Here is a 24,282-nt window from a genome sequence, read left to right on the forward strand (position 1 = left end):
CGAAGCGCCCCGGTCGAGGCCGGGACGCTTGCTGTCGGCGTGGGTCAAGCAGCCAGCGCCACGGCGGGTTCATCCGCCATTGCCTCGGCATCCTCCGGGGCGTCGCTCTGCTCCTGCGTGGCTTCCTGCGTGCCTTCGGCCGCGAAGATGGCGGGCATCCAGCCGGTGCCGTTCGCCAGCCACTCGGCTTCGCTGGCAATGTCGGCCTTCTTCATCTTTGTCAGCCGGTTGACGGAATCCGGCGCGAACTCGCCCACGGCTTGCAGAATCACGGCCTTCGATACATGCCGGAAATACCCCTCACTGGTGGGCTTCCACCATGCGGCCATGTCCAGCCCCACGGCCTGCACCAGTTCCGCGCCGGGTTGGTGCGGCGTGGCGCGGGGCATCACCACGTCCACCGTGGAGGCCACGCACACGGCCAGAAGCTTGACGAGTTCGTCTTGCGACTTCGCAAGCAGCGCGGCGAACAGTTCGGTGCTGTCCTGCGGCAAGGCTTCGCCTGCCACCTGTTGCAGTTCGCGCAGCGCCACGGCAGCATACGATTCAGGCCAGTCCGGGGCCATGCCTTCCAGCCGGTCTTGCACTTTCAGGCTCACGCCCAGCGGCAACGCATCATGACGGGGGCCGTAGTGGCTGCCGCGCAAAACGGTCTGCACCATGCCATGCACCAGCGCGGCCAGCGCCACTTGCGGATGCCGTGCCACTTCGATTTGCAGCGCGGCGGTGCGGTGAGCGCTCAACCGCTGCGCCAGCTTGTCGGACATGGCGGCGGTCTTGGGCTGCTCGTCGTCCTCGCCTTCGTCGTTACTCCCGGCATCCTCGCCGCTGAAACCTTGGCGCAAGCGTTCCAGCGTGCGCAGCGCCTTCGCTTCGGCTTCGCGCATCAGCCCGCGATGAATCACGGCCTGCCCGTTGCCGTCGATGGTGACGATGGCACCGGCTGCGGCCTTCACGGTCGGGCTGTAGTCCTGCAAACCATCTTCCAACGCCTGCAACTGCTCGCCCACGGCTTCGCCTTCCTCTTGCAGCGCGTCGGCCTTGTCTTCGTCCTCGGCTTCCAGCGCATCATCGAGGGTTTCGCCAATGGCTTGCACTTTGGCTTGCAGCTTTTCGATGCGCTGCGCTTCGCGCTTGGTCGGTTCGCGCCGCTCCCTCGGCGCACGCTGGAAGGCGTGCAGATCGGCATGGGTCACGCCCGGCGTGGCATCCACCCATGCCCAGCCTTCGGCCTTCACCTCGGCGGCGATGCCTGTCAGCCGGTCTTGCGCCAGCCTGTCCAGCAATGCGGCATCGGTCAGATACACGCCCGCGTCACCTTCCGCGAACAGGTCACGGCGCACGCCACCGCCTGCGGCTTCGTAGGCGCCCAGCCCGACGAAGCGCACCAGCGGATGCCGGTAGGCGTCGATTTCGCGCTCGGTGAGACGGTCGCGCAGCGCGGACGGCTGGCGCTGCCATTGCGGCGCATCGTAGAAGGCGGCTTCCTGCGCAGCGTGGTCATCGGTGATGGAAAGCGCCATCAACTGATCGAGCGTGACGGCATCGGCCCGGTAGTCGGCCATGAGGCGCGGCGAGACATTCGCCAGCTTCAAGCGGCGCTGCACCACCAGCGGCGTGACGCTGAAATCCGCCGCAATGTCCTCGATGGGTCGGCCTTCGGCCACCAGCGCGGCGAAGGCTTCAAACTGGTCTGCCGGGTGCATGGCTTCGCGCTGCACGTTCTCGGTGAGGCTGGCCGTGCGGGCCGTGCCATCGGCTACCTGCAAGCAAGGCACCTCCCAATCCTTGGCGATGCGGTGCTTTTTCGCCAGCAGCTTCAACGCGACCAGCCTGCGGCCACCGGCGACGACTTCGTAATGCTCGCCATCGGCGGATGCAATCACGATCAGGTTTTGCAGCAGGCCCACGCGCTGGATGCTTGCGGCCAGTTCGGGGATGGACATGCGCGGGGTCTTGCGCACGTTGCGGCCCGTAGGGCGCAACACCAGCCGCGACAACGGCACAAGAATCAGGTTCTTGGTCGGGTCGGCGGCTTCCAGCGGGACAACGGCGGCGGTGTTGACGGTGCGGGCTTCGGTGGTGGTAATGGCGTTCATGGTGGTTCTCCAATCGAATGGAACAAGGAATGGAGGGGAGACCGCCCCTCCTGCGGGGGACGGGTCAGGCTTTGAGCTGGCGTAGGCCATCGGCCAGCAGCCACAGGGCGCGATTGAGGCGAATGTCCGAATCAATGCCCTGCACCGGGCGGGTCTGCTGGCGACGTCCGTTGGCGCTGCGGCCATGCAATCCGCCTTTGGTCAGGTTTTCTTGGGTGCGGTTGAACACGCTCCACAAGTCTGGGCGGCGGTCGTCGAACCGGCGCGGCATCAGGATTTGCGATTCGGTGATGGGAGCGGGCTTGTTGTCGGTGGGGACGTACTTGAGGGCCAGCGCGGCGCGGGCGAAGACTTCGGCCTCGCCATCGTCCAAGGTGATGCCGCGCATCAGGTCGCGGGATTCCTTCACGCGGTCGAAACCGCGCAGCACCTCGAACGCGCCTTCGATGACTTGCCCGGCCACGTCGCCCTTATGGGGTACGCGCACGTCCGCCGCGGTGTCACCGCAGACAAGGCCATTGCTGCACACGAAGCGGAACATTCCGGCCAGCATCTGGTAGCTGCTCGTGCCGTCATGGGAATTCAGCAGCACGATTTCATTGGCTTCCGCGCCGTTGATCTGGCTGGCATGGCGCAGGCGCAGCATATGTTTCGTGTGCTCGCGCTTGCCTTCATCGCGCACGCGGGTTTGCGTCACCATGAAAGGCTGAAACCCTTCCTTGCGAAGTTCGGTCAGAACCGCCGCCGTGGGGATATAGGCGTATCGCTGCGAACGGCTCTCATGCGGGGCGTCCGCGAAGATGGACGGGGCCACCCGGTGAATCTGGTCATCGGACAGCGGGGTGTCGCTGCGCAGCGCGGGGGAATGGGAAGCGAAACGGGTTGCAAGCATGTCGTTCTCCTGACTTGGCTGTTGAAGAAAGCGCACACCGGATTCCAAGATTCGGAGCCCAGCCTTTCGGCTGTTCGGTGCGGTCGGCACGAGGAACCCGGTTGGCCCTGTTGCCACCGTCTTTCCTGAGTTCATCGCCCGCGACGGTCAGGAGCGCGCGGACGGGGGCCGTCAAGGAGGAAAGCGCAGGGTGGGTGCGGCCCGCAGGCGCAGCCGAGGACACGGCCCTGCGCGCCTTGATGGCATACGGGAGCGGGCTACAGTCGCGGACAAGGTGATGAAGTCAGGGGAGACGGCTGGACAAGGCAACGGGCACCTTCCACGCCGACCGCACGGCAAGCGCAAGCGCGCAGGCCCGGATCTGGCAAGCCGGGCCGGAGGCATCAGCCGAGCGGAGCGAGGGAACGATGGAAGCCCGACAGGGGCGAAACCCCGCAGGGGGTTCGATGCGCAGCACGACAGCGCGACCGGCCATCTCCCAGGTGGCCGGGGACGCCCAGACTTCAAAACCGAAGGAACAATAGGGTCAGGACGAGCACACGCAAGGCATCGTGGATCTGCTGCGGATGCTGTCTGGCCGATCCGGCGCAGCCGGGTCGGCGGTGTTCAGGGGCGCCAAGCCTGTGCGGCGGGGATAGCCCGCAGGGCTTTCCCCTGGAGGCAAGCGAAGTGCGCAGCGCCCCGGAAGGGGCGCGAAGGCATCAGGCCGAGTCTTCAGGACGCAGGCAGGATTGCGCAACCGGCATCCACGGCGAAGACGAGTCCAGGTAGTAGCGCCTGCCGCGCGCGTACAGCCCCGAAGGCTCGGTTGGCTTGTAGAACCCGGTGACGCGGCGACGAAACTGCACGCCGTATTCATTGGTGTAGATCACCGCGTCGCCGATCTGGAAGCGCAGCGGCTAGCCGTTCTCTGGCGCGAAGGGCTTGAGCGCATCGTGCTGCGCGGTGATTTCGATAATGTAGTCGTGATGACTGCTCATTGCATTGATCTCCTGTGATGATCGAGAAAGGATCTCCTGTGATGATCGAGAAAGCGCAAGGAGCGCCTTGCAGCGCTCCCAGGGCGAGATCAGACGACGATCCGACCGGCCAGCCGCGCATCGCGCGCATAGGCGCTCAACCGCTTCTCGCCACGGAAAGACCGGTCGCGCTCAATCGGCAGGCCCAGCCCGCCGCGCACGGTCGCCAGCTCGTCCAAACTGACCCAGCCCATCTCCGGCATCCCGAGGCCCAGGTCGCAAAGCCCGAAAGCATGGTCATGGTCATCGGGATCAATCTCGCTCAGCAGCCAGGTCGCGCCGGCGTCCGGCGTGAACAGCTTGACCACGGGAGCCGGATCGAAGTCCGGGTTGTCCAAGGATGCTCGGCCGTTGGCCAGCAGCGCGATGCGCTGCTCGTCGGTGATGAATGCGTTGTGCATGGTGAACTCCTGAAAGGATGCCGGGCGGAATTGCCCGACCCGTTCAGGGCACGGCGCAGCGCAAGCAGTCAGGGGTCGCAGACGGCCGCCAGGACGCAAGCGCGCACGGCGCGCGCCGCCATTGACGGCGAGAACGCCGTGATACGGTGAAGGAAACAGCAAGACCGCCTACACCCCGCCCACTGCACAGACTCGGTTTTTGCGGCAAACGCAGCGCGCAGGCCCGGCACCAGCCGGGCCGCAGGCGTCAGCGATGGAAGCCGAATGGGGCGAGACTCGCATGGCGAGGCTCAATGCGCAGCACGAGAGCGCGACCGGCCGATTCATCGGCCGGGGACGTGCCATTGCATTTTTTTGCCTGAGATTGCCCAGGCCGCACAGCAGAGAATTTGTTGAGATAGCTACAGCATTACAGCAATCGTGACAGCCACCTTAAGCCTGCTGCCGCGCCTCTCCTCTCCGATTCCTGGCTGGCCCTCATCGTCAGCCTCCCATCCACCAGCGCCACGCCCCGCATGCGAATCTGGCGTGCCGTCAAAGCGCCGGGCTGTGCCGCCCTGCATGACAGCGCCTACTTGTTGCCAGCGCACACGGAGCAGGCCGCGCAGTTGCAGGCCTAGCCGACGAAGTCCTGCAGGAAGGCGGGCAAATCTGGATGCTACAGGTGCAGGCCATGCGACATGGCCGAACAAAGCACCATCCAGGCCCTGTTCGACAGGACCACCGACTACATCCTTTGGCTGGAGGAACTGGCGCAAGCACGCGTGCGCCTACGAGGCCATTGCCTTCGCCGTGACCTTGCTTCCCACGCTGGCACGGCTGCGCAACGCCCTACAAGTGCGGCTTGAGTCCCCACCAAGCTGCAGCGACCACGCCCAGCCATATCAACACGATGAGCCCTATCCCGAACCGGCTCCTGGGCTTGGCACCGTTGGCTTGCATCCATGCGTCTGCCTGGCTGCGGCACGCCGCAAGGATGTCTGGAGGCAATAGTTTGACGGCCAGCCAGATCAGCGCGGGTAATAGCAGCATGTCATCCACGTAGCCCAGCACAGGAATGAAGTCCGGGATCAAGTCGATAGGACTCAGCGCATAGGCCACCACAAAGACCCCGAGGGCCTTCGCGTACCAGGGGGTGCCGGGATGTTTGCCCGCAAACCACAGCGTCATGCCATCGCGCTTGATCCGCTTGGTCCAGGTTTTCAGGGACGTGCCGATACTCATGCGGCCTGCCGCTGCACCTCGACCGTGACATGCGACAGCTCATGGATATGCGCGAGCAGTGCCTTGTAGTACGCAGGTTCCTGGGTCTCCTGAGCGATCAGCGAAACAATGGCCGCGAAATGCCCCGGTCCGACCTGCCACACATGCAGGTCGGCGATCTGACTCCCTGTCGGCTCCGTAGCTTCCCGGATCTCCTGTCGGATTTCCTCGCCTTCGGCCGCGGCATCAAGCAGCACGCTACCGGAATCCTGAATCAGCCCCCATGACCAGCGAGCGATCACCAGCGCGCCGACCACGCCCATGACCGGATCGGCCCACAGCCAGCCGTAGTTGCGGCCGACCAGCAGCGCGACGATGGCCAGCACGGAGGTCAGCGCATCGGCCAGGACGTGGATGTACGCAGCGCGCAAGTTGTTGTCTCGGCTGTGGCCATGCGCAGCATGATGAGCATCGTGCCCTTGGTCATGGCCGTGCTCATGATCATGGTGGTGGTGATGGCCGTGATCATGACCATGGTGCGCATGGTCGTCTTTCAGCAGCCAAGCGCAGATCAGGTTGATGATCAGGCCCACGGCGGCCACGGCGATCGCCTGGTTGAAATCAATGTGGATCGGCTGGGTCAGCCGCACCAGGCTTTCCCAGGCGATCAGCAACGCGATCAAGGCCAGGACGATCGCGCTGGCGAAGCCGGCCAGATCGCCGAGCTTGCCCGTGCCGAAGGTAAAGCGCGGATTGCCCACCTGCTTGCGCGCGAAGCGGTAGGCCAGTGCGGTGATCAGCATCGCGCCAGCATGAGTGGACATGTGCCAGCCATCAGCTACCAGCGCCATCGAGCCGTAGATCGTGCCGGCAACGATTTCCACCAGCATCATGCTGGCCGTCAGCGCGATCACCAGCCACACCTTGCGCTCATTGCGCTGGTGATCAGTACCAAGGAAGAAATGGTCGTGTGCGGACTCGGCGAGTGGAGCGGTCGTGGCGCTGGTCATGCGTGATTTCCTGAATGGGGGCGCTCTGCGAGCGACAAGTTCATTTCATGTAAGCCCGAATGACTTCGATCATTTCCTCTCCGCCCTGGTGGCGCTCCAGGTCGCTCGACGGTGCCAGGACGTGTTCACGCAGATGATCTTCCATCACCTCGGCGGTCAAACCGCTGACCGCGCCGCGGACGGAAGCGATCTGGCGCAGTACCTCGACACAGGCCGCATCCGCCTCCAGGGCGCGCTCGATGCCTTCGAGCTGGCCCTTGATACGGCGGACACGCGCGATCAGCTTGGCTTTCTCACGGGAGGTGTGGGACATAGCGACAGGTGGTTTTATAGACTAGTGGACTATATTACATTAAGAAGGAGGATAGGTTGAAACCAATACCCTTAAGACATGGGCGAGGCACCCGCCGCAGCCGAGAGATCAAAACGCGCCGGATTACAATCGCGGCGTCATTGGGGAGTAGCTAACCGCCGTCCTGGCGGGGCTGATGTCAACATACTTGACCCGCAGGTCATGGCATCAGCAGTTTCCGAACCCGGCAAGACCTTTGACCACAACGCCTCCGACTTGGCCGGGGATGCGTGGTGGTCAATCGTCAGTACCCGGCCAGGGAACCAACATGGAATCGCTACTCGTCTCCACCGGAGTCGTCGCCCTCGCAGAAATCGGCGACAAGACCCAACTCCTCGCCTTCATCCTCGCCGCACGCTTCAAGAAGCCCGTGCCGATCATCCTTGGCATCCTGGTCGCAACGATCGTGAACCATGGTCTCGCGGGTGCGCTGGGCGCCTGGATTACTGGCGCCGTGAGTCCCGCGATTCTTCGCTGGGTACTGGGCGCTTCGTTCATCGGTATGGCGATCTGGACGCTGATTCCAGACAAGATTGAGGAGGAGGAAACCCAAGTCGCCAAGCGTTTCGGCGTCTTCGGGGCGACGCTTATCACTTTCTTCCTGGCCGAGATGGGCGACAAGACACAGATTGCCACCGTTGCGATGGCCGCCCATTACGCAACGCCGCTGCTGGTGGTGATCGGCACGACCCTGGGCATGCTGATCGCGGACGTGCCCGCCGTGTTCGTGGGCGATAAGCTGGCCAACAAAATCCCAATGAAGCTGGTGCATTCGATCGCCGCGGGCGTCTTCGCGGTGCTGGGCATTGCAACCCTGCTGGGCGCGGGCGCCAAACTGGGCCTCTGAGCAATTCAGCCCCGCGCGCAGGGCAAGTGCGCTCGCAGAAAACGAACTTTCAGTTATGAAGTCGTGGTTTTTAAATTATTTCCTTGAGAGCCGATTCACGCACAGGAGAAGGCGCCGTGCATTCCGGCGCTGCATCCGGTCGATCGCTACGGCAAGCGCAAGGACAAGCTCAACTACGAATCAAGGAACAGCACCGCGAACACCTCATGCGCGAAGCCGGCCAACTTGGCGCGCAGGTACTCCTTGACCGCCGCCGACGAAGTAAACGATGCACCATGCTGCATCTTGTGCTCAATGGTCTGACACGCGGCTTCCAGAATCTGGTCATCCGTCACCGGCAGGTACTGGCCCAAGGAGTCGCACACCATCAGCGCGGCATCGAACGAGGAAAAGGACAGTTGCGACATGATCGTGCTCCGGTTGCTCGGGCGGAATTGCCCGGAACCATGGCCAGCACGGCGCAGCGCAAGCAGTCAAAGATCGAAGACGGCCGCCAGGCCGCAAGCGCGCCTAAACGCGCAGCCATTGGCTGCGAGAACGCCGTGATACGGTGATGGTGACAGCAACACCACGCACTAACCCACCCGTTTCATGCACTCGATATTTGGTAGGTATCGCAGTAAGCGTGGCGCACAGGCCCGGATCAACGAACCGGGCCGGAGGCGTCAGCAGAGTGAAACGAGGCAACGATGAAAGCCCGACAGGGGCAAGACGCCGCAGGCGGCTCAATGTGCGCAAGCGCGACGCCGGGACGCCGGGACGCCGGGACGCCGGGACGCCGGAGCGTCCAGGTTCGGGCGGGAAACAGCGTGAACCGGAGAATTGTCGTAACGGTGATACGAGAATCGGCGGGTATTTCCCTGCCTCGGCCTTCAGGCCGCGTGCACGGACGGCGACGAGGCCAGCGGTTGCACCGCTAGGCGCAGGCCCATCGCCTTAAGGATGGCGGTCAGGCTGTTCAGGGCCGGATTGCCCTTCGGCGACAGCGTGCGGTAAAGCTGTGTCGGATTCAGGTGCGCCTGTTCCGCCACCACCTGCACGCCACCGACCGCCTGCGCGAGCTGGCGCAGCACGATCATCAACTCGGCCTGGTCGCCATCGGCCAGGATGCCGTTGATGACTTCGAGCGCCAGCGCCGGATCGCTGCGGTACAGCTCAGCCATCGCCTCGTCATGGGGTCTGCTTCTCATCATCCAATCTCCGTTGCCAGTCCTGCCAATAGCCTACCGCCCGGTCGATGTCTGCATCCTGTGTGCGCTTGTCGCCGCCGCACAACAGCAACACCAGCCGCTGGCCAGCCAGCCCGTAATACACCCGGTAGCCCGGCCCCAAGTCGATGCGCAACTCCCACACGCCATCACGACAGAACTTGTGATCGCCGAAGTTTCCTTGCTCGACGCGGGTCACGCGCCGGATGACCGCCACCTTGGCCTGCATATCGCGCAAGCGGCGCAACCAGTCGGTGTAGAGATCCTTCTGCTCGTCGGCCGTCAGGTAATGCTCGATTCGATACATGCTCATTTTCGTTTACATACGAATACAGGTCAAGAGGTGCGAAAACGTCGGGATGGGATGCCCGGCTCGGCTTGGCAGCGTTATGACAGGCCGGGCACCGCCGTTCAAGCGGTAGGCGCCGGCGTGTCAGCCCGCTTCGTACCAGGAGGTACGGCGCGCGTCGGAGCCTTGCGATGGCGATAGGGACGGTAGTTGCCCTGGCTGGTGCGAGTCTTCTCGCCGACTACGATGGCGGAGGTCGGGGTCGCGGCTGCTTGCACAGGCTTTGGCGCCGGCACCGGAGTGGGAGCCGCGTCCGTCGGCGCAGGAGCCGGCGTAGCCGGCGCCTGGCCGCCAATGGCGCCCCTGCGCAAGGTTGCCACTTTCTCGGCTGCGGCACGCAACGGATCATCCTCCGTATGTACATACGTCATGAACTGCGTGACTGTCTTGTGCGCGGTCAGCGCCATGCCAACCTTGATGGGGATCCCGGAGTTGGCAATGTCGGTGGCCGCGCGATGGCGAATGCCGTGCGTTCCGACGTGCGGCACTCCCGCACGGCCCAAGATGCGCTTCCACCCGTTGTAGTACGTGCTGTCGGGCAAAGGCTGCTTGGCATTGAAGATCGCCGGGCACACATAGGGCGAGTCGTCGATGCAGGGCGCATTGGACAGCAGTTGATAGGCCGCTTCGCTCATCGGCTTGGACATATCGCCGGTCTTGCTGTCGGGCCACGCGACGCGGCGATTCTCGAAATCGACCCAGGCCCATTCTAGCGTGCGGATTTCCGTCATGCGCGCAGAAAATTCGAATTGCAGGCGAACCGCCAACGTCACGGTTGGATGTTCAAGCCCCTCGGCATCTGCGCGGTCGAGATAGGCATAGAGACGCGCCAACTCGTTGTTGTTGATATACCGCGTCTCGCCGTCTTCCCGGTACTTGGGGACATGGCGGCACGGATTGGAGCCGTCGGGCCGGTAGCCCCACACCTCGGCCATGTTGAACATTTTGCGCAGACAGGCCAGAACCCGATTGGCCGTGACGCCGATCTTCGCCTTGTCCTTCATCAGTGCCGTGATGTGCACCCTCGTCACGTCGGGCACCTTGAGCTTGCCCAGCGCAGGCAGGATGTGACGGTCGATGTAGCCCTGGTACGAGTCCACCGTCCGGGGCTTGTTGCGCGGCTTGGAGTATTCCTCGATGAACTGTCCACACAGTTCCTTGACCGTGGGAGCCATGCGCGCGGCCAGCTTGGCAGCGCTTGGGTCGTCGCCCTTGCGCACATCGGCCAGCCAGTCCTGGGCAATCGACCGGGCCTGCTCGACGGTCAGTTCGCCGAATTGGCCGATCTTCGGCTTGCGGCGCTCGCCCCAGTTCGTGCGGTACTGGAGCATGAAGACCTTGCGGCCGTGAGCGGTGACCTTGCAGAGGAAGCCGGGGACAATGGTGTCCCGCAGTTCGTAGTCCTTGCCGGTGTTTCCAGCCGCATCAACGGCGGATTTGGTGAGCTTGATCTTAGCCATGACGCCTCCTAGTTCGAGATCGAACGCAGGAACCAGCCAGGAGCCACGGCATCGGCAGGTGTGCCGCAATCGGTCTGGTCTAGGCGTAAGGTTAAACGGGACTAACTCCCCGGAAAACCAAGCGCAGCAAGGCTATGCAGGTTCCAGCGTAGTCTTATGCTAGTCTCGGGAGTCAATCTCAAAATCCCCCGCCGCAAGGCGTGCCGGTTCGATTCCGGCCTCGGGCACCACATCGCAATATCACGCCATCGCAAGGCGTCTCAAAACCCGCGTGCTGCAAGGCATAGCGGGTTTTTCTTTGTCTCATACCGTGCCATAGTCCTCCATCACATACCGTCGTTTTGACGGTACTTTTGGCGGTACCAGATACCGTCACCCCCGCAGGTACCGTCAACAGGGGACGCACATGGCACTGACCGACACTTTCGTGAAGAACGTCAAGCCTGACACCAGCAAGGCAGCAGGCACCAAGCACACCGACGGGCAGGGGCTGTACCTGCTGGTCAAGCCGGCCGGCAAGTACTGGCGCATGGACTACCGCCATGCCGACAAGCGCAAGACCCTTGCCCTTGGCGTGTACCCCGCTGTCTCGCTGGCCCAGGCGCGCAAGGCCCGCGACAACGCGCGCGAGCTGCTGGCCCAGGACATCGACCCCAGCGTGATCCGCCGTGTTGAAAAGGCCACCGCCAAGACCGCCGCCGCCAACACCTTTGAAGCCGTGGCCCGCGAACTGCACGCCAACAAGATGCCCGGCTGGAGCACGCTGCACGCTACCCGCTGGCTGGCGCAGATGGTCAACGACCTGTTCCCTTTCATCGGCAAGATGCCGATGGACACCATCACCACGCCCCTATTGCTGGAGGTGCTGCGCAAGGTGGAAAAGCGCGGCGCCGGGTTTTCCGCCCGTCGCCTGGCCGAACGCGCCGGGCAGGTGTTCCGCTATGGCGTGCAGACCGGCCGATGCAAGGCGCACCACGTGCCCATGCTGCAAGGCGCGCTACAGCCCGTTGTCACCCAGCACATGGCCGCCGTGCTGGAGCCTGCCAAGGCCGGCGAGCTGCTGCGCGCCATCGACGGCTACACCGGCCAGCCCATGACCCGCGCCGCGCTGCAACTGTCGGCCCTGCTGTTCCAGCGGCCCGGCAACATCCGCGCCATGCAGTGGAGCTGGATCGACTTCGAGCGCGCCATGCTCACCATCCCGGCCCAGGCCATGAAGCGCACCGTCCACGGCAAGGTCAACGGCAGGCCGCACCTGGTGCCCCTGGCGCCCCAGGCCATCGCCATCCTGCGCGAGCTGCAACCGCTGACCGGGCACCGCGAGTTCGTCTTCCCCGGCCTGCGCACCAGCCAGCGGCCCATGAGCGACAACACCATCAACGCCGCGCTGCGCCGCATGGGCTACTCCACCGAGGACATGAGCGCCCACGGCTTCCGCGCCATGGCCCGCACCTTGATGGTGGAGAACCTGCCCGGCATCGGCGCCGACGTGCTGGAGGCCCAGTTGGCCCACGGCAAGAGCGGCCCCTTGGGCATGGCCTACGACCGGGCCGAGTTCATGCAGCAGCGCATCACGATGATGCGCGCATGGGCCGACTACCTCGACCGCCTGCGCCGTGGTGCTGACGTGCTGCCACTGGTGCGCAGCGCCTGAACCACGCCAAGGCTGAAGGGGCTGGAAACGCCAAAACGCAACCGACCCCTGTTCAAGCTGGTGCCACAAGGTGCCACAGGTGCCACAGCCTTATTCCATGCGGGTTTGCGAGGCATGGGGCGGTTGTTGGTGTGGTGCCGCAGGGTGCCACAAGGTGCCACAAACAGGCCCTTGATCCCCGGCTTCAGGCCAAAGCTGGCTGTTCATACAGCCGTTCAGCCCATGGCGTACAGCGTGCGTTGGTAGAAGGCTTGCCCGTTCGACTAAAAAGGATTCCCGGCCGTCCTGGGCGACTCTGGACTCCAGTTGTCCAGCAGCGCTTGGCAGAACAAGCCGGGAATGCGCAGGATTCTAAAGGAGGAGCACTCGCGAACTGCCGGCCGCCAGGCCCCAAGGCCTCAACCGGCGGACATCGAGGCCATGGCGCGGGCCAATGCGCGCAGCATGGCGCATGGTCGATGGCTGCCGAAGCCCGCACGCAAACACAGGAGGGCCGTCACAATAAGCACTCGCCACCAGCCAAGCAGGGCCGCAATCCTGCTGCACCGCCAGACCTCCCGCTGGCCGGCTGGTGGCATCCATCGAGCGGGAGCGCATTCGGGAGGATGCACCGTGTTTCCCAAGTACACCCGCGAAGCCCTGGCCGTACTGCTGGGCTGTACCGTCACCTTCACCGCAGGCCCCTACGTCCTGACCCCTGAAGGCATTTTCCTGCGCATGAACTGGCGGGCATGGCAGGACTTGACCGACGAGGAACGCCAAGCCATCGCCGGCAGCCCCTGGCCTATGGCGTGCCAAAACCAGGACGGCACACCGAAACTCTCGGAGGATGGCACCGCCCTGATTGGCCTGTGCGGCCCCCGGCCCCTGCTGCGGTTTCCATGTACCGCGTTCGAGCTGTGGCACTACGACCGCGACACGGGCGGCGCCTTGTCCGAGCATCTGCCGCCGGATGCTGAAGGCTGGATCGCCGAGCGACTGGCCGAGGGCGGCACGGCCAACGAGGCAGTCGCGCACTTGGCCCGCGTGCTGCTGCCTGACGCGCCGCCCCAGGACGGAGCCCAGGCGCACGAGGTTGCCCTCACCCTTGGATGCTACGCCCGCGCCCTCGACATAGAGCAATGGGCGCGCCATCCCGCCGTAGCGCCCGCGCAAGCGGCCCGGTTGCTGTGCGGCTGTGACCCCTTGAGCGAGAACGCCAGCGACAGGGATGCACAGACCCTGACCCACCTGTTCGAGAGCTGGAGCACCTGCCACCCTGGTCCGCGCACGCTGGCGCAGTGGGCACGCATCGCCCGCGAACAGGGCGCGAGGCACTGCACGGAGATTGGCCGCGCCGTGGAATACCTGATCGACCAGACGGGCAGCGCGTTGGGTCAAGCGCCAACTTCACCAACCCCTTCCGCAGAAGAAAGGCAGGCGCGGCGCTGGCAGGCATGCATCGACGCCGGCTTAGTAATGCCGACTGACACCTACGCCTCATATCCACGCGGCTTCGGCGCCGTGGCCGAAGGTTTACGCATCACGCGGCAGGCCCTCAAACAAGACCTGGATGCCTACCGGGAGCGGGTCTTCAACCGCCAGCAGTAGCAGCAGCAGGCAAACGGAAAGCAAACGGCAGGCACTTACCTGCCGTTCCATGCGAACAATGGGGCTCCATGTTCACTACGGAGCATGGAATGCAACTCCACCCCACCGCGCGCCAGTTCGACGCGCTCCCCGACGAGGGCCTGATCCGTCTGGCGCAACTCGTCGCCTCCCCCAAGAACCCGGCCGCGCCCGTGCCCATCAGCGCCTCGTCCCTGTGGCGCATGGTCAAGGCGGGCACCTTCCCTGCCCCCCTGAAGCTGGGCGCCAAGACCACCTGCTGGCGCGTGGCCGACGTGCGCCGCTGGCTGGCCCAGCAGGAGGTTGCGTGATGCCCGGCCGCGCCCTCGACCTCCTTGCTATCGCCCAGGCCGCCGCGCGCTACAGCGCCGCCGTGGTCGACACCCGCCAGCGCCAGCAAGACCTGAGCGACGGCTACGCCGCGTGGCGCCAGCGCATGGGCCACTTCGATGACATCGAGCGCGCCAGCCCCGCGTGGCACGCCATGCTGGCCGCCACCGCCGAGCAGTACCGCCAGCTCCAGAACGCCCGTGGCCGTCAGCGCCGCGCCCAAGCCCGGCTGCTGCGCCTGGCGCAACCGGAGGTGTAGGCCATGACTGCCATCGCCATCTTCCACCTGCTGCGCCTGCTGCGCGCCTGGAGGGCACGCCCATGACGGCCCCCAGCACAGCCCCTAGCAAAAAGCCCCAGGGCGCGGCCAGCACCCCAGGGCTTCCTCAAAACGAACTCACGAACCCCGCCATTATGACCATCCCCGCCCTGCGCCTGTCGCCCCGCCAGTCCCGCGTGCTGGATGCCCTGACCACCACCGCCGGCTGGATCGCCCGCGAAGCCCTCGACCGCATCGCCGGCGCCAGCAACTCGCCCGACGTGGTGATGCGCCTGCGCCGCAAGCTGGGAGACGACGCCATCGACATGCGGCAGGTGGACGCGCTCGACCGCGACAACCGCCCCTGCCGGCCCGGCCAGTACCGCCTGACCGAGCAGGGCCGCCAGCGCCTGGCACAGATGGGAGGTGCATCGTGCTGACCATCCCCGCCATCACCATGTGCAAGGACGCACCCCGCGTGGATTCCCGCCTGTTGGCGCGGCACCTGCATGTGCAGCACAAGAACACCATGGAGTTGCTGGAGCGCCACCGCGCAGACTTTCAGTGCTTCGGGGTTGTTCCGTTTCAAACGGAGAAACCCATGGGCACTCAGGGCGGGCGCCCGGAACGCTTCGCCCTGCTGAACGAAGACCAGGCATTTTTGCTGCTGACCTACTCGCGCAACACCACCCGCGTGCGCGGCCTCAAGGTCTCGCTGGTCGAAGCGTTCGGCGAAGCACGCCGCGCCGCCGAGCTGCGCCGTGCCGAGTACCTGCCCAGCTACCACTTGGCGCACGACGCGCTGCGCGGGCTGGGACGTGACCCGGCGCACCAGCGCCACCTGCACACCAACGTGAACCGCCTGCTCAACCGCACTGCTGGCATCGAGGCCGGGCAGCGTGCCCACGCCCAGCACGGCAGCCTGGCAGTCCTGGCCGTTGGGCAAATGCTGGCCGCGCGCGCCGCCGCCGGCGCACGAGATGACCGTGATGCCTACGCCCGCATCAAGCAGATGCTGGCCCCGCTCCAGGCGCTGGCCGCACCCGCCATGGGGGGCCTGTCATGCTGACCTTCCACCACCGCACACAGGGCCGCGCCGCCCTGCGCTACACTGGCCGCGTCCCGAAAGGGATGGTGTGTCGTAGCACCTTCGGTTCAGCGGTTGCAGCCCCCACCGACAAGCGGGGTTTTGTCACGCCCAAATTCCGGGAGCTGGTGCGCCAGCCCCTCATGGTTTTGGACGGGATGGGGCTGGGCTATCCGCAAGGACGCCCCTTGTCCGCAAGGACGCCCGCACGGCTGAACCCGTGCTACGAACATCCCGTCCATCCGCTGCGCGTCGTAGCGCAAACGGTGGCCCCTTTGTCTCGTTCAGGAGCCAAGACCATGATCCCCGCCGCCCAGGGCCGTACCGCGCCCACCATCCAGCCCCATCAGGCCGACACCATCCAGCTGCACGCCCAGGCCATCAACGGCCTGAACATCGCGCTGCACACGCTCATGCACGGCCAGCTCGACCAGGTGCAGCTGCACCGCGCCATCGGCAAGGCCCTGCGCGCCAGCAGCGCCATGAAGCGCCTGGCCCACAACCTGCGCGCGGAGGGCTGACCATGAGCACGACCACGCACAACGCTGCACCCGAGGCAGCGCCGGCGAAGCCTTGCCCGCCCCCCGTCCCCAGCGCCTGCGCCAGCTGCGCGCACGCTACCAGCGCCCTGCCCCGCGACTGGCACGCGCTGGACTTCTTCGACCGCCGCGCCGTGGCTGGACAGGCGTTCCACCGGCTGCACTGCACCGCCTTGCCCGACGCCGAAAAGCCGTGCCTCAAACCGCCGCAAGCCCTTGCGGAAAAAGCGCCTGCAGCTACTGAAACCGTAGCATTGCCCACCGTGCAACAGGCCGTCCAGCTGGCGCTGCTGACCGTGCGCCACTCCCTGCGCCATGCCCATCGCCTGATCCGCGAGGACTTCGATGGCGACGAGGCGACAGCCCCGCACGCGAGCATTCTTGAGCTGGTGCTGGAACATTTGGACGGCATCGCCGCCGCCGCGCCCACCAGCTGGGATGACGTGGACGGCCTTTGGTGGCGCGCCTACGAGGCCGTCCGGCTGGTGGCGCGCACGCTGGACAAGGGCGACTGCACGGCCCAGCGGTATCTGGACGGCGCCCTCACCGAGTTCGAGGCCCTGGCCGGCGCCGTGGAACTGCTGGAGGACACGCCATGAGCGCCGCCCGCCACATGTCGACGGCCCCCGGCCCATCGCACGCGCGCGTATTGCCCATTGAATCCGCCGTGGGCAGCACGCTGGACGGTCTGGCGCCCGCCCTGGCCGCTGCTGGCCTGCGGGTGGACAGCATCGAGCCGGAGCGGCTGATGCGCTGCCCCGTCGATGGAGACCGCCGTGGGCAGACCAGCGGCGCCTACCGCCTGTTCACCGATGGCCGCCCGGCTGCGCCCTGGTGGAACTGGAAGGCCGGCACGTCCGGCGTGTGGGTGGCCGATGGCCCGCCGCTGACGCCCGCCCAACAGCAGCACCAGCGCCAGCGCATCGCCCAGGCGCAGCGCGAACGCCAGCACGAGCAGGCCCGGCAGTGGCAGGCCCAACTGCCCAAGCTGATCCACCAGTGGAACGCCGCCCAGCCCCTGACCGAGCACTGCGCCGCCGGCATCTACCTGGCGCGCCGTGGCCTGCCGGTGCCCGTGGGTGACGCGCTGCCGCTGCGCTTCGTGCCCCAGCTCGACTACTGGGATGGCCCCGAGCGCGTGGGCGGCTACCCGGCGCTGCTGGCCGCCGTGACCGACCCCACCGGCGCGCTGGTGGCGCTGCACCGCACCTATCTGACCGAGGACGGCCACAAGGCCCCGCTGCCCACGGCCAAGAAGCTGACCCGCACCGCCGGCCCGCTGGCAGGCAGCGCCATCAAGGTCTGGCCGCCCCTGCTGCGCGATGGCGCGCTGGTGCTGGGGCTGGCCGAGGGCATCGAGACCGCGCTGGCTGCGTCCGTGCTGGCCGGCATCCCGGTCTGGCCGTGCGTGTCGGCCCACGGCCTGGCCAGCTTCGAGCCGCCGGCTGGTGTGCAACGCATCTACGTCTTCGCCGACCACGACGCCAGCGGCGCCGGCCAGCGTGCCGCCGAGCGCCTGGCCCAGCGCGCCGCCCGCATGGGGCTGGTGGCGCGCACCCTCACCCCGCCCAGCCCCGGCACCGACTGGGCGGACGAACTCATTGCAAGGAGGGCCACCACATGAGCGAGGCCACCACCACCGAAGACCTGGCCGTGCTGGACGAGGCACCCGTCAACGATCCGCCGCGCCAGCGCACAGCGCCCGCCGCCGATCCAGCTCCTGCCCCCGCGCCGCTGCTGGACATCGACGGCGCCGAGGGCAGCACCGCCGACCCCTTCCCCGACACCAGCGAACGCCCTTGCTGGCGGGTCTATGACGAGTGGATCGAGCGCAATGGCCGCAAGCTGCGCCCCGGCACCTACCACCACGGCATGACCAAGGAGACCGAGCGCGCGCCCAGCGCCCCGGTGGACACTTGGATATGCGGCCCGCTGCATGTGCAGGCGCTCACCGCCAACACCGAAGACGGCGACCATGGCCGGCTGCTGCGCTGGAAGAACGTCAGCGGCAACTGGCGCCAGTGGGCGATGCCCATGGAGCTGATGGCCGGCGACGGCGCCGAGGTGCTGGCCGCGCTGCTGCGCGACGGCCTGGCGCTGGAGCGCAAGATGCGCGCGCGGGTGCTGGACTACATCAACAGCCAGCAGCCGCGCCAGCGCATGCGCGCCGCGTCCTCGACTGGCTGGCACGCCGGCGCCTTCGTGCTGCCCGACCAGGTGCTGGGGGCGGACGACATCTGGTTCCAGGCCAGCGAGCGCACCGCGCCCTACGGCAGTGCCGGCACGTTGCAAGGCTGGCAGTCGGAGGTGGCGGCGCTGGCCGTGGGCAACCCGATGCTGGCGCTGGGCATTTCCGCCGCGCTGGCCGGCGTGCTGCTGGAGCCTTTGAACATCGACGGCGCCGGCCTGCACCTGTTCGGCGACAGCTCCAAGGGCAAGACCACCATCCTGACAGCCGCCACCAGCGTCTGGGGCGGCGCACAGTTCCGGCGCACCTGGCGCACCACCAGCAACGGACTGGAGGGCGCGGCGCGCATGCACTCGGGCACGCTGCTGGCGCTGGACGAGGTGGGCGAGGTGGCGCCGAAAGACCTCTACGAATCGGCCTACGCCCTGGTCAACGGCCACGGCAAGACCCGCGCCAATGTGCGCGGCGAGGCCCGGCATGTCGCGCGCTGGCGCACCTTCGTGTTCTCGACCGGCGAAGTCACCATTGCGTCGCGCATGGCCGCCGGCGGGTTCGAGGCCAAGGCCGGGCAGTCGCTGCGCCTGCTGGACGTGCCCATCACCGGCAAGCATGGCGCATGGGACGCGCTGCATGGCCGGGCATCCGGCGCCGCCCTGTCGGACGCGCTGCGCGACGGCGCCGCCCGCCACTACGGCCACGCCGGCCCGGCCTTCGTGCGCGCGCTGCTGGATGCGCTGGCCCAGGGGCTGGACTTGCCCGAGCGGCTGCAAGCCATCCAGGCGCGCATGGCCGCCACCGACGGGCAGGAAACCCGTGGTGCGCGCGTGTTCGCCCTGTGCGCGCTGGCCGGCGAGCTGGCCGCCGGCGCCGGCATCGTGCCCTGGAAAGCAGGATGCGCGGCCCAGGCGGCACTGCATGGCTTCGGCCTGTGGCGCGGCCAGCGCGGCACCGGCGGGCGCAGCGCCGAGGACGCCGCCATCCTGCGCGCCGTGGGCGACTTCATCGACCGCCACGGCAGCAGCCGCTTCGAGAGCATGAGCGCCGCCGATGCGCCGCGCGCCGTGGTCAACCGCGCCGGCTACGTCAGCACCAGCCCCAGCGGGACGGTGTACCTGTTCACCTCTGGCGGGCTGCGCGAGGCCGCCCAGGGATATGACCTGGCGCGCGTGCTGGCGGCACTGGACACCGCCGGCGCCTTCGCCAAGCGCGGCGCCAACGGCAAGACCGCCGCTACTACCCGCACCCCGGACGGCCGGACGCCGCGCCTGTACCACGTCCAGCCCGACCGCCTGATGGGCGCCGAGGAGGCGGAAAAATGACCCCGGCACCTGGTTGTGGCACCACTGTTGCACCATCGTGGCACGGGTTCGCCGCTGCTAACCCGTTGATTTACAAGGCTGCGGCACCTGTGGCACCTGTGGCACCTGAAAAAGTGAGAGGGGAATTCACTTGCACGGGTTTCGGCCGCCGCGCGCACATCGCGGACGGGCTGGATGCCTGGCTGAACGCGCCGGCCCAGCCGCCGGTGGATGCGCCGGCACCGACCATGCCCGTCCCCTGCACACCAGCACCGGCAACTGGCGCCAGACCAGCACCTGCCCTGGCCGCCATGCCAGCACCACCAGCCCCAGCCCAAGACTGGCGCGCCGTGCGTGAGGCCTACTACCTGCACCACTAGACCTGCCCGGTCTGCATCGCCGCCGGCAAGGGCTACGGCCTGCGCTGCGGCGCGGGCGCCGCCCTGTGGCGCGACTACTCCAACACCCCCGACCCGCGCGAGTGGCCGCCGATCCGGCGCCGCTGATCCCAGTCCACCGCTTGCCAGCCCCGCAACCTGTGGCAACCGTTGTCAACTATTCACCCCCCCCAGACCCGAAAAGGAACCCGACCATGATGGACGCCCTGATAGCCGGCCGCCTGCACGCCAGACCCGAAGCCCGCACCAGCAAGACCGGCAAGCCCTTTGCCACCGCCAAGCTGCGCGCAGCCGCAGGTGATGGCGCCAACCTGTTCGTGAACGTCATCGCCTTCGAGCAAGCCGCCGTGTCGGCGCTGCTGGCGCTGGACGCGGGCGACAGCATCGCCATCGCCGGCGCCATGACCCCGAAGGTCTGGACTGACCGCGAAGGCACCAGCCACCCGGCACTGGATGTGGTGGCCCATGCCGTGCTGACCAGCTACCACGTCACCCGAAAGCGCCGTGCCATGCAGCCTGAGGACGATGGCAGCGGCGACATTGGCGCTCAGGGTTACGCAGCTGGAAACAGCCCGACGCGCGTTACGGATGCTGTTACGCGCCCCGCCCGTGATCCCGGCGCCCAGCCCAACGATGCCGCCTGGCGCGCGATGGCCCCTGCCCAGCAGGCCCCGCTGGACGATGGTGAGCCACTCCCATTCTGAGCCGCCTGCGCTTCAGGTTTTTTCAGGTTCTGGCGCTGGCATGACCAGCCCCGGCACCCAGCCCCAGGCCCGCCCGGTGCGGGCTTTGTTGTGTCTGACGCCGCAGCCCTCGCGCGCGTACTTGTCGCATTGCGTGCGTACCGGCTTGCGTACCGACCCGCTCATACCCTGGTTTCCGTGGATACCTGTTGGATACCTCTTGGAAACCACCAGATGGATACCGTCTGCCAAACGCCAGCGACATCGAGTGCGAACTGAGGTTTTCTGAGGTGGCGCGGCTGCGGACGATGTGCCTGCGCAGCATGCTTCATAAAATGCCGGTGCGCCTTCGTCTGCCGGGCAGCCCAGTCAATCGCGACGGGAACGATCCGGCGGGCCGAGGGCGCAACCTTGCGGCCGGCCTGGCGGCTGATGCGCTGAACCAACAGGCCTGCCAAGGCTGAAAAAGGGGCAGCAAAGAAATTTGACGGTATTTTTGACGGTACCTTTTCAGATATCACCAACCAAAAACTTTGCGCATCAACAACTTGCGTGAAAAATTGGATAGCGGCCTCGGCACCAGGCATGATTTTGTCAATGCCGCCCCTGCTTTTGTGCAGCGGCGGCATTTTTCATGGCCGTCTCAGCCCAGGTCCAGGTTGTGATGGCGCAGGCGCAGCATCTCCAGGCCTTGCGCTCCAGGCAGTGCCGCGATGCTGGCGATGAGGTCTTCGCTTTCCACATCGCAGTAGCCCATGGACCAGCCGGGGTAGCGCCGCTCTTCGTCCTGTCCAAGTGGCTCGCACAGCAGGATCTGGCTGGCGCAATGGCGCTCATCGCCCAGGATGCGCCCGATCAATGGATTCAGGATATCGCCGTCGCCTTCGATGCACTGAACGAATCGGGCGCCGTCGAACAGCAGGATGCCGGTGATGCCGTGCGTGGCATTGAAGGCCCGGGCGGTCTTGAGAATGGCGCCCACACAGGTGGCCTGGTGTTGCGGCGCCAGGGCGCTGCAATAAAAGAAACGTTCCAGAGGGCGAAGGGCTACCGTGATCTCCCGTTGGCTTTCCGTCGCCACTGCCAGGCTCGACGGACCAGCGGAAAAGGTACAACCACTGTAGCAACCGCAGCTTACGGCCTGCCGCGCGGACAGCCGCTTCAGCAGCGGGGGGATAGCGTCAAGTGCGGCGGCGTGTCGGCCGGCTCGGGTGGTGGTCCGGGAACATCCGGCTCGACGGGCTGGTCGCCTGGGAAACGTGGGGTGTGCAAGGTCATGGCATGGCTCCTGACGCGCCTGCACGCGGCAGGGCAGCCGCAGATACAGGACAGCGGGGGCGCACGCGGCAACCTCCCACGGGCAGACGGCAATCGCCTGCCAGCGCCGGGACACGGTCCCGGGCACTGTCCGATCCTGATGCGCAATGAAGAAAACCGGATGCTTCCATCGGCCGGTGAGGCGCTGCGCCATGTGGGCAAGGCGGCACCTGAGCGGCTCCTGGCCTGGATCCGGGAAGGGCACTGCGGGTGGGGTTCAGGCGCAGACCCCCGCAATGGAGGTGTGCGAAAAGCCTGTGGGCCACCAACAGCCTTTCTTCACGGCGCCAGGAAATCAATACGCGAAAGATCCGGGGCACGCTGGTGCGTGCAGCCGCGCGAGGAAAAGCACTGCAGGGCAACGATGGCGAGACAGGAACATGGCGGAATGCGTCATTGGTCGGATAACCAGAGGTCAGGTACCGGCAGGGGTGCGTTACCGGCACCGCAACTGCAACGTTCGCCACCTTACGGGCTGCCCCACGGGTGGCATGTAGGACGATGGCCCCGGCGCGTGACACAGGTGTGACGGACCGTAGGCCTCAGTTGTTCTGCCGCTGCACCAGCTTGCGCCCGCTGTCGCTGATGGCGAAGCCGCCGCCCGGTGTCTTGTGGATGTAGCCCCACTCCAGCAGCCGGCCGGACAGGTGCTGCCGCAGCGCCTCGGGCATGGTCATCACAAGCTCGATTTCGAGCTGCTTGAGTGCCGCGAGCTCGTCCACGGTGGGCTCGAACACGGGTGCATGGTAGGTAGACTGTGTGCTGGGCATAAAACCTCCTGTTCGGTGCGTTGCCTCTGCGGCTGGCGCTGGCTTGGCGCCGGCGTCCTGGCGACACAGACTAAGCGCAACTGCCGGCCTGCCGCAATCGGTCTTTGACCGATGGTGCGTGGCGTTCGCCGCCTACACTCGCCGCCCTGCCCTGCTTCGCCCCCCTACCTGGATATTTCCCTCGGCCTTGCCATGCTTTACGCCTTCACGTCTCTTATTGCCTTCCAGCTGCTGGGCGAGTTGCTGGTGCGCTGGCTGCAGCTGCCCCTGCCCGGCGCCCTGGCCGGCATGCTACTGATGCTGGTGGCGCTGCTGGGACTGGGACGCGTGCCGCAGGCGTTGCAGCGCGTCTCGGACGGCCTGCTGCAGAACATGATGCTGATGTTCATTCCGTCGATCGCGGCGGTGATGCTGCATTTCGAGCACCTGGCGCGCGAATGGCTGCCTTTCGCGGTCTCCGGCATCGTCGGCGCCGGCGTGACGTTCGCGGTCACCGCCTGGACCATGCGGCGCGTGCTGCCCGCCACGGAAACCGGCGAGGAGCCGCAGGCATGAGCGGCGCGCTGCAGTCGCTCCAGGCCTGGCCCATCACCTGGCTGCTGATCACGCTGGCGGCCTATGTCGCGGCCGTGGCGCTGTACCGGCGCAGCGGCTCGCACCCGCTGCTGATTCCCGTGCTCACCGGGGTGACGCTGGTGGTGGCGCTGCTGCTGCTGACCGGGACCTCGTACGAAACCTACAGCGCCGCCGCCCAGCCGCTGACGCTGCTCATCGGACCGGCCACGGTGGCCCTGGCGGTGCCGCTGTTCGCCCAGCGCCAGCGCATCCGCCGGCTGTGGCGGCCACTGGCCATCGCGCTGCTGTGCGGCTGCACGGCGGCCATCGTGTCGGCACTGGGCCTGGCGTGGGCGCTGGGCGGCACGCGCGAGACGCTGCTGTCGCTGGCGCCCAAGTCGGCCACCATGCCCATCGCACTACCCGTGGCCGAGCAGGTCGGCGGCCTGCCGTCGCTGACCGCCGTGGGCGTAGCGCTGACAGGCATCGCCGGCGCCGTGCTGGCCAGCCCGCTGGCGCGCCTGCTGGGCACGCAGAATGCAGCGGTGCGCGGTTTTGCATCGGGCGTCACGGCGCATGCCATCGGCACCGCGCGCGAGCTGCAGAACAGCCCGACGGCCGGCGCCTTCGCCGCCCTGGGCATGGGCCTGAACGGCGTGGCCACGGCCGTGATGACGCCACTGTTCATCGCCGCGCTGGGCTGGCTGTAGCGCCCTGCGGCCGCCCGCCGCGCAGGCCATCAGCCCGGCTGGCCGC

At 66.6% G+C, this 24,282-nt stretch carries 27 protein-coding genes, 2 pseudogenes and 1 riboswitch; of the genes and pseudogenes, 15 read left to right on the plus strand and 14 right to left on the minus strand.

Annotated features, from left to right (window positions below):
* Window positions 1–44: 44 nt before the first annotated feature.
* The 4 genes from BLQ61_RS12365 to BLQ61_RS12390 form a co-directional block, all read right to left on the minus strand.
* Complete coding sequence (locus BLQ61_RS12365) at window positions 45–2,099, minus strand: ParB/RepB/Spo0J family partition protein (protein ID WP_091570724.1); 2,055 nt, start codon at window positions 2,097–2,099, stop codon at window positions 45–47.
* Between the two features lie 64 nt (window positions 2,100–2,163).
* Entirely contained in the window at window positions 2,164–2,991 is an 828-nt protein-coding gene (locus BLQ61_RS12370) for a DUF932 domain-containing protein (protein WP_091570726.1), read from the minus strand.
* Window positions 2,992–3,692: 701 nt separating this feature from the next.
* Window positions 3,693–3,863 carry a hypothetical protein gene (locus BLQ61_RS17795; protein ID WP_245704037.1) on the minus strand — a complete coding sequence of 57 codons (171 nt, stop codon included), beginning with the start codon at window positions 3,861–3,863 and terminating at the stop codon, window positions 3,693–3,695.
* A 197-nt stretch (window positions 3,864–4,060) separates the two neighbouring features.
* Window positions 4,061–4,411: a DUF2958 domain-containing protein gene (locus tag BLQ61_RS12390; RefSeq protein ID WP_091570729.1), complete on the minus strand. Its 351-nt coding sequence runs from the start codon at window positions 4,409–4,411 to the stop codon at window positions 4,061–4,063.
* A gap of 470 nt (window positions 4,412–4,881) precedes the next feature.
* Here BLQ61_RS12390 and BLQ61_RS17630 point away from each other — a divergent pair.
* A pseudogene (locus BLQ61_RS17630) lies at window positions 4,882–5,184 on the plus strand (Chromate resistance protein ChrB); the annotation flags it as partial.
* 58 nt (window positions 5,185–5,242) lie between these two features.
* On the opposite strand, the gene BLQ61_RS12400 reads toward BLQ61_RS17630, so the two are convergent.
* The 3 genes from BLQ61_RS12400 to BLQ61_RS12410 are packed head-to-tail and all read right to left on the minus strand — an operon-like array spanning window position 5,243 to window position 6,937.
* The gene (locus BLQ61_RS12400) at window positions 5,243–5,635 is read right to left on the minus strand and encodes a YkvA family protein (RefSeq protein ID WP_091570731.1); all 393 of its coding nucleotides are present in this window, start codon (window positions 5,633–5,635) and stop codon (window positions 5,243–5,245) included.
* Entirely contained in the window at window positions 5,632–6,624 is a 993-nt protein-coding gene (gene dmeF / locus BLQ61_RS12405) for a CDF family Co(II)/Ni(II) efflux transporter DmeF (RefSeq protein ID WP_091570734.1), read from the minus strand. The genes BLQ61_RS12400 and dmeF overlap by 4 nt, the downstream gene beginning before the upstream one ends.
* Before the next feature lie 40 nt (window positions 6,625–6,664).
* Window positions 6,665–6,937, minus strand: coding sequence for a metal/formaldehyde-sensitive transcriptional repressor (locus tag BLQ61_RS12410; RefSeq protein WP_091570737.1), 273 nt, complete (start codon window positions 6,935–6,937; stop codon window positions 6,665–6,667).
* Window positions 6,938–7,063: 126 nt separating this feature from the next.
* Window positions 7,064–7,241: riboswitch (yybP-ykoY riboswitch) on the plus strand.
* Window positions 7,242–7,244: 3 nt separating this feature from the next.
* Here BLQ61_RS12410 and BLQ61_RS12415 point away from each other — a divergent pair.
* Complete coding sequence (locus BLQ61_RS12415) at window positions 7,245–7,823, plus strand: TMEM165/GDT1 family protein (protein ID WP_091570739.1); 579 nt, start codon at window positions 7,245–7,247, stop codon at window positions 7,821–7,823.
* Window positions 7,824–7,999: 176 nt separating this feature from the next.
* On the opposite strand, the pseudogene BLQ61_RS12420 reads toward BLQ61_RS12415, so the two are convergent.
* From BLQ61_RS12420 to BLQ61_RS12435, 4 genes and pseudogenes are all read right to left on the minus strand, one after another.
* Window positions 8,000–8,230: pseudogene (locus BLQ61_RS12420) on the minus strand (DNA repair protein RadC); the annotation flags it as partial.
* Window positions 8,231–8,695: 465 nt separating this feature from the next.
* Window positions 8,696–9,013: a helix-turn-helix domain-containing transcriptional regulator gene (locus tag BLQ61_RS12425; protein ID WP_091570742.1), complete on the minus strand. Its 318-nt coding sequence runs from the start codon at window positions 9,011–9,013 to the stop codon at window positions 8,696–8,698.
* Window positions 8,994–9,344 carry a type II toxin-antitoxin system RelE/ParE family toxin gene (locus BLQ61_RS12430; protein ID WP_091570744.1) on the minus strand — a complete coding sequence of 117 codons (351 nt, stop codon included), beginning with the start codon at window positions 9,342–9,344 and terminating at the stop codon, window positions 8,994–8,996. Before BLQ61_RS12430 ends, BLQ61_RS12425 begins: the two co-directional genes overlap by 20 nt.
* Window positions 9,345–9,442: 98 nt before the next feature.
* Window positions 9,443–10,840, minus strand: a complete 1,398-nt coding sequence (locus BLQ61_RS12435; RefSeq protein ID WP_091570747.1) for a tyrosine-type recombinase/integrase — start codon at window positions 10,838–10,840, stop codon at window positions 9,443–9,445.
* Window positions 10,841–11,246: 406 nt separating this feature from the next.
* Between BLQ61_RS12435 and BLQ61_RS12440 the strand changes: the two genes are divergently transcribed.
* From BLQ61_RS12440 to BLQ61_RS17760, 11 genes are all read left to right on the plus strand, one after another.
* Window positions 11,247–12,494, plus strand: coding sequence for a tyrosine-type recombinase/integrase (locus tag BLQ61_RS12440; protein WP_091570750.1), 1,248 nt, complete (start codon window positions 11,247–11,249; stop codon window positions 12,492–12,494).
* A 612-nt stretch (window positions 12,495–13,106) separates the two neighbouring features.
* Window positions 13,107–14,084: a hypothetical protein gene (locus BLQ61_RS12445; protein ID WP_091570752.1), complete on the plus strand. Its 978-nt coding sequence runs from the start codon at window positions 13,107–13,109 to the stop codon at window positions 14,082–14,084.
* A gap of 89 nt (window positions 14,085–14,173) precedes the next feature.
* Window positions 14,174–14,413, plus strand: coding sequence for a helix-turn-helix transcriptional regulator (locus BLQ61_RS12450; RefSeq protein WP_091570755.1), 240 nt, complete (start codon window positions 14,174–14,176; stop codon window positions 14,411–14,413).
* A complete protein-coding gene (locus BLQ61_RS12455; RefSeq protein WP_091570757.1) occupies window positions 14,413–14,691 on the plus strand; it encodes a hypothetical protein in 279 nt (92 codons plus the stop codon). The genes BLQ61_RS12450 and BLQ61_RS12455 overlap by 1 nt, the downstream gene beginning before the upstream one ends.
* A gap of 155 nt (window positions 14,692–14,846) precedes the next feature.
* Window positions 14,847–15,131, plus strand: coding sequence for a helix-turn-helix domain-containing protein (locus BLQ61_RS12460; RefSeq protein WP_091570760.1), 285 nt, complete (start codon window positions 14,847–14,849; stop codon window positions 15,129–15,131).
* Window positions 15,125–15,760, plus strand: coding sequence for a Rha family transcriptional regulator (locus BLQ61_RS12465; RefSeq protein ID WP_217629400.1), 636 nt, complete (start codon window positions 15,125–15,127; stop codon window positions 15,758–15,760). Before BLQ61_RS12460 ends, BLQ61_RS12465 begins: the two co-directional genes overlap by 7 nt.
* 317 nt (window positions 15,761–16,077) lie before the next feature.
* Window positions 16,078–16,299: a hypothetical protein gene (locus BLQ61_RS12470; RefSeq protein ID WP_091570762.1), complete on the plus strand. Its 222-nt coding sequence runs from the start codon at window positions 16,078–16,080 to the stop codon at window positions 16,297–16,299.
* A gap of 2 nt (window positions 16,300–16,301) precedes the next feature.
* On the plus strand, window positions 16,302–16,916 hold the full coding sequence (locus BLQ61_RS12475; protein ID WP_091570765.1) for a hypothetical protein: 615 nt from the start codon (window positions 16,302–16,304) through the stop codon (window positions 16,914–16,916).
* Window positions 16,913–17,941 (plus strand): DUF7146 domain-containing protein, encoded by a 1,029-nt coding sequence (locus BLQ61_RS12480; RefSeq protein WP_139182747.1) that lies wholly within the window; start codon window positions 16,913–16,915, stop codon window positions 17,939–17,941. The genes BLQ61_RS12475 and BLQ61_RS12480 overlap by 4 nt, the downstream gene beginning before the upstream one ends.
* On the plus strand, window positions 17,938–19,824 hold the full coding sequence (locus BLQ61_RS12485) for a DUF927 domain-containing protein (RefSeq protein WP_091570770.1): 1,887 nt from the start codon (window positions 17,938–17,940) through the stop codon (window positions 19,822–19,824). Before BLQ61_RS12480 ends, BLQ61_RS12485 begins: the two co-directional genes overlap by 4 nt.
* Window positions 19,825–20,395: 571 nt before the next feature.
* Window positions 20,396–20,905: a single-stranded DNA-binding protein gene (locus tag BLQ61_RS17760; RefSeq protein ID WP_091570773.1), complete on the plus strand. Its 510-nt coding sequence runs from the start codon at window positions 20,396–20,398 to the stop codon at window positions 20,903–20,905.
* Between the two features lie 161 nt (window positions 20,906–21,066).
* Here the strand turns inward: BLQ61_RS17760 and BLQ61_RS17240 are convergent, their stop codons facing one another.
* From BLQ61_RS17240 to BLQ61_RS12500, 3 genes are all read right to left on the minus strand, one after another.
* Entirely contained in the window at window positions 21,067–21,513 is a 447-nt protein-coding gene (locus BLQ61_RS17240; protein WP_139182748.1) for a hypothetical protein, read from the minus strand.
* 14 nt (window positions 21,514–21,527) lie between these two features.
* Window positions 21,528–21,965 (minus strand): BLUF domain-containing protein, encoded by a 438-nt coding sequence (locus tag BLQ61_RS17640; protein WP_245704038.1) that lies wholly within the window; start codon window positions 21,963–21,965, stop codon window positions 21,528–21,530.
* Window positions 21,966–22,743: 778 nt separating this feature from the next.
* Window positions 22,744–22,971: a hypothetical protein gene (locus BLQ61_RS12500; protein WP_091570774.1), complete on the minus strand. Its 228-nt coding sequence runs from the start codon at window positions 22,969–22,971 to the stop codon at window positions 22,744–22,746.
* A 192-nt stretch (window positions 22,972–23,163) separates the two neighbouring features.
* On the opposite strand from BLQ61_RS12500, the gene BLQ61_RS12505 reads away from it, so the two are divergent.
* Window positions 23,164–23,526 carry a CidA/LrgA family protein gene (locus BLQ61_RS12505; protein ID WP_091570777.1) on the plus strand — a complete coding sequence of 121 codons (363 nt, stop codon included), beginning with the start codon at window positions 23,164–23,166 and terminating at the stop codon, window positions 23,524–23,526.
* Window positions 23,523–24,236: an LrgB family protein gene (locus tag BLQ61_RS12510; RefSeq protein WP_091570779.1), complete on the plus strand. Its 714-nt coding sequence runs from the start codon at window positions 23,523–23,525 to the stop codon at window positions 24,234–24,236. Before BLQ61_RS12505 ends, BLQ61_RS12510 begins: the two co-directional genes overlap by 4 nt.
* The last annotated feature ends 46 nt before the right edge of the window (window positions 24,237–24,282 follow it).

Source organism: Oryzisolibacter propanilivorax (assembly GCF_900103645.1).
In the GTDB taxonomy this organism is placed as follows: domain Bacteria; phylum Pseudomonadota; class Gammaproteobacteria; order Burkholderiales; family Burkholderiaceae_C; genus Melaminivora; species Melaminivora propanilivorax.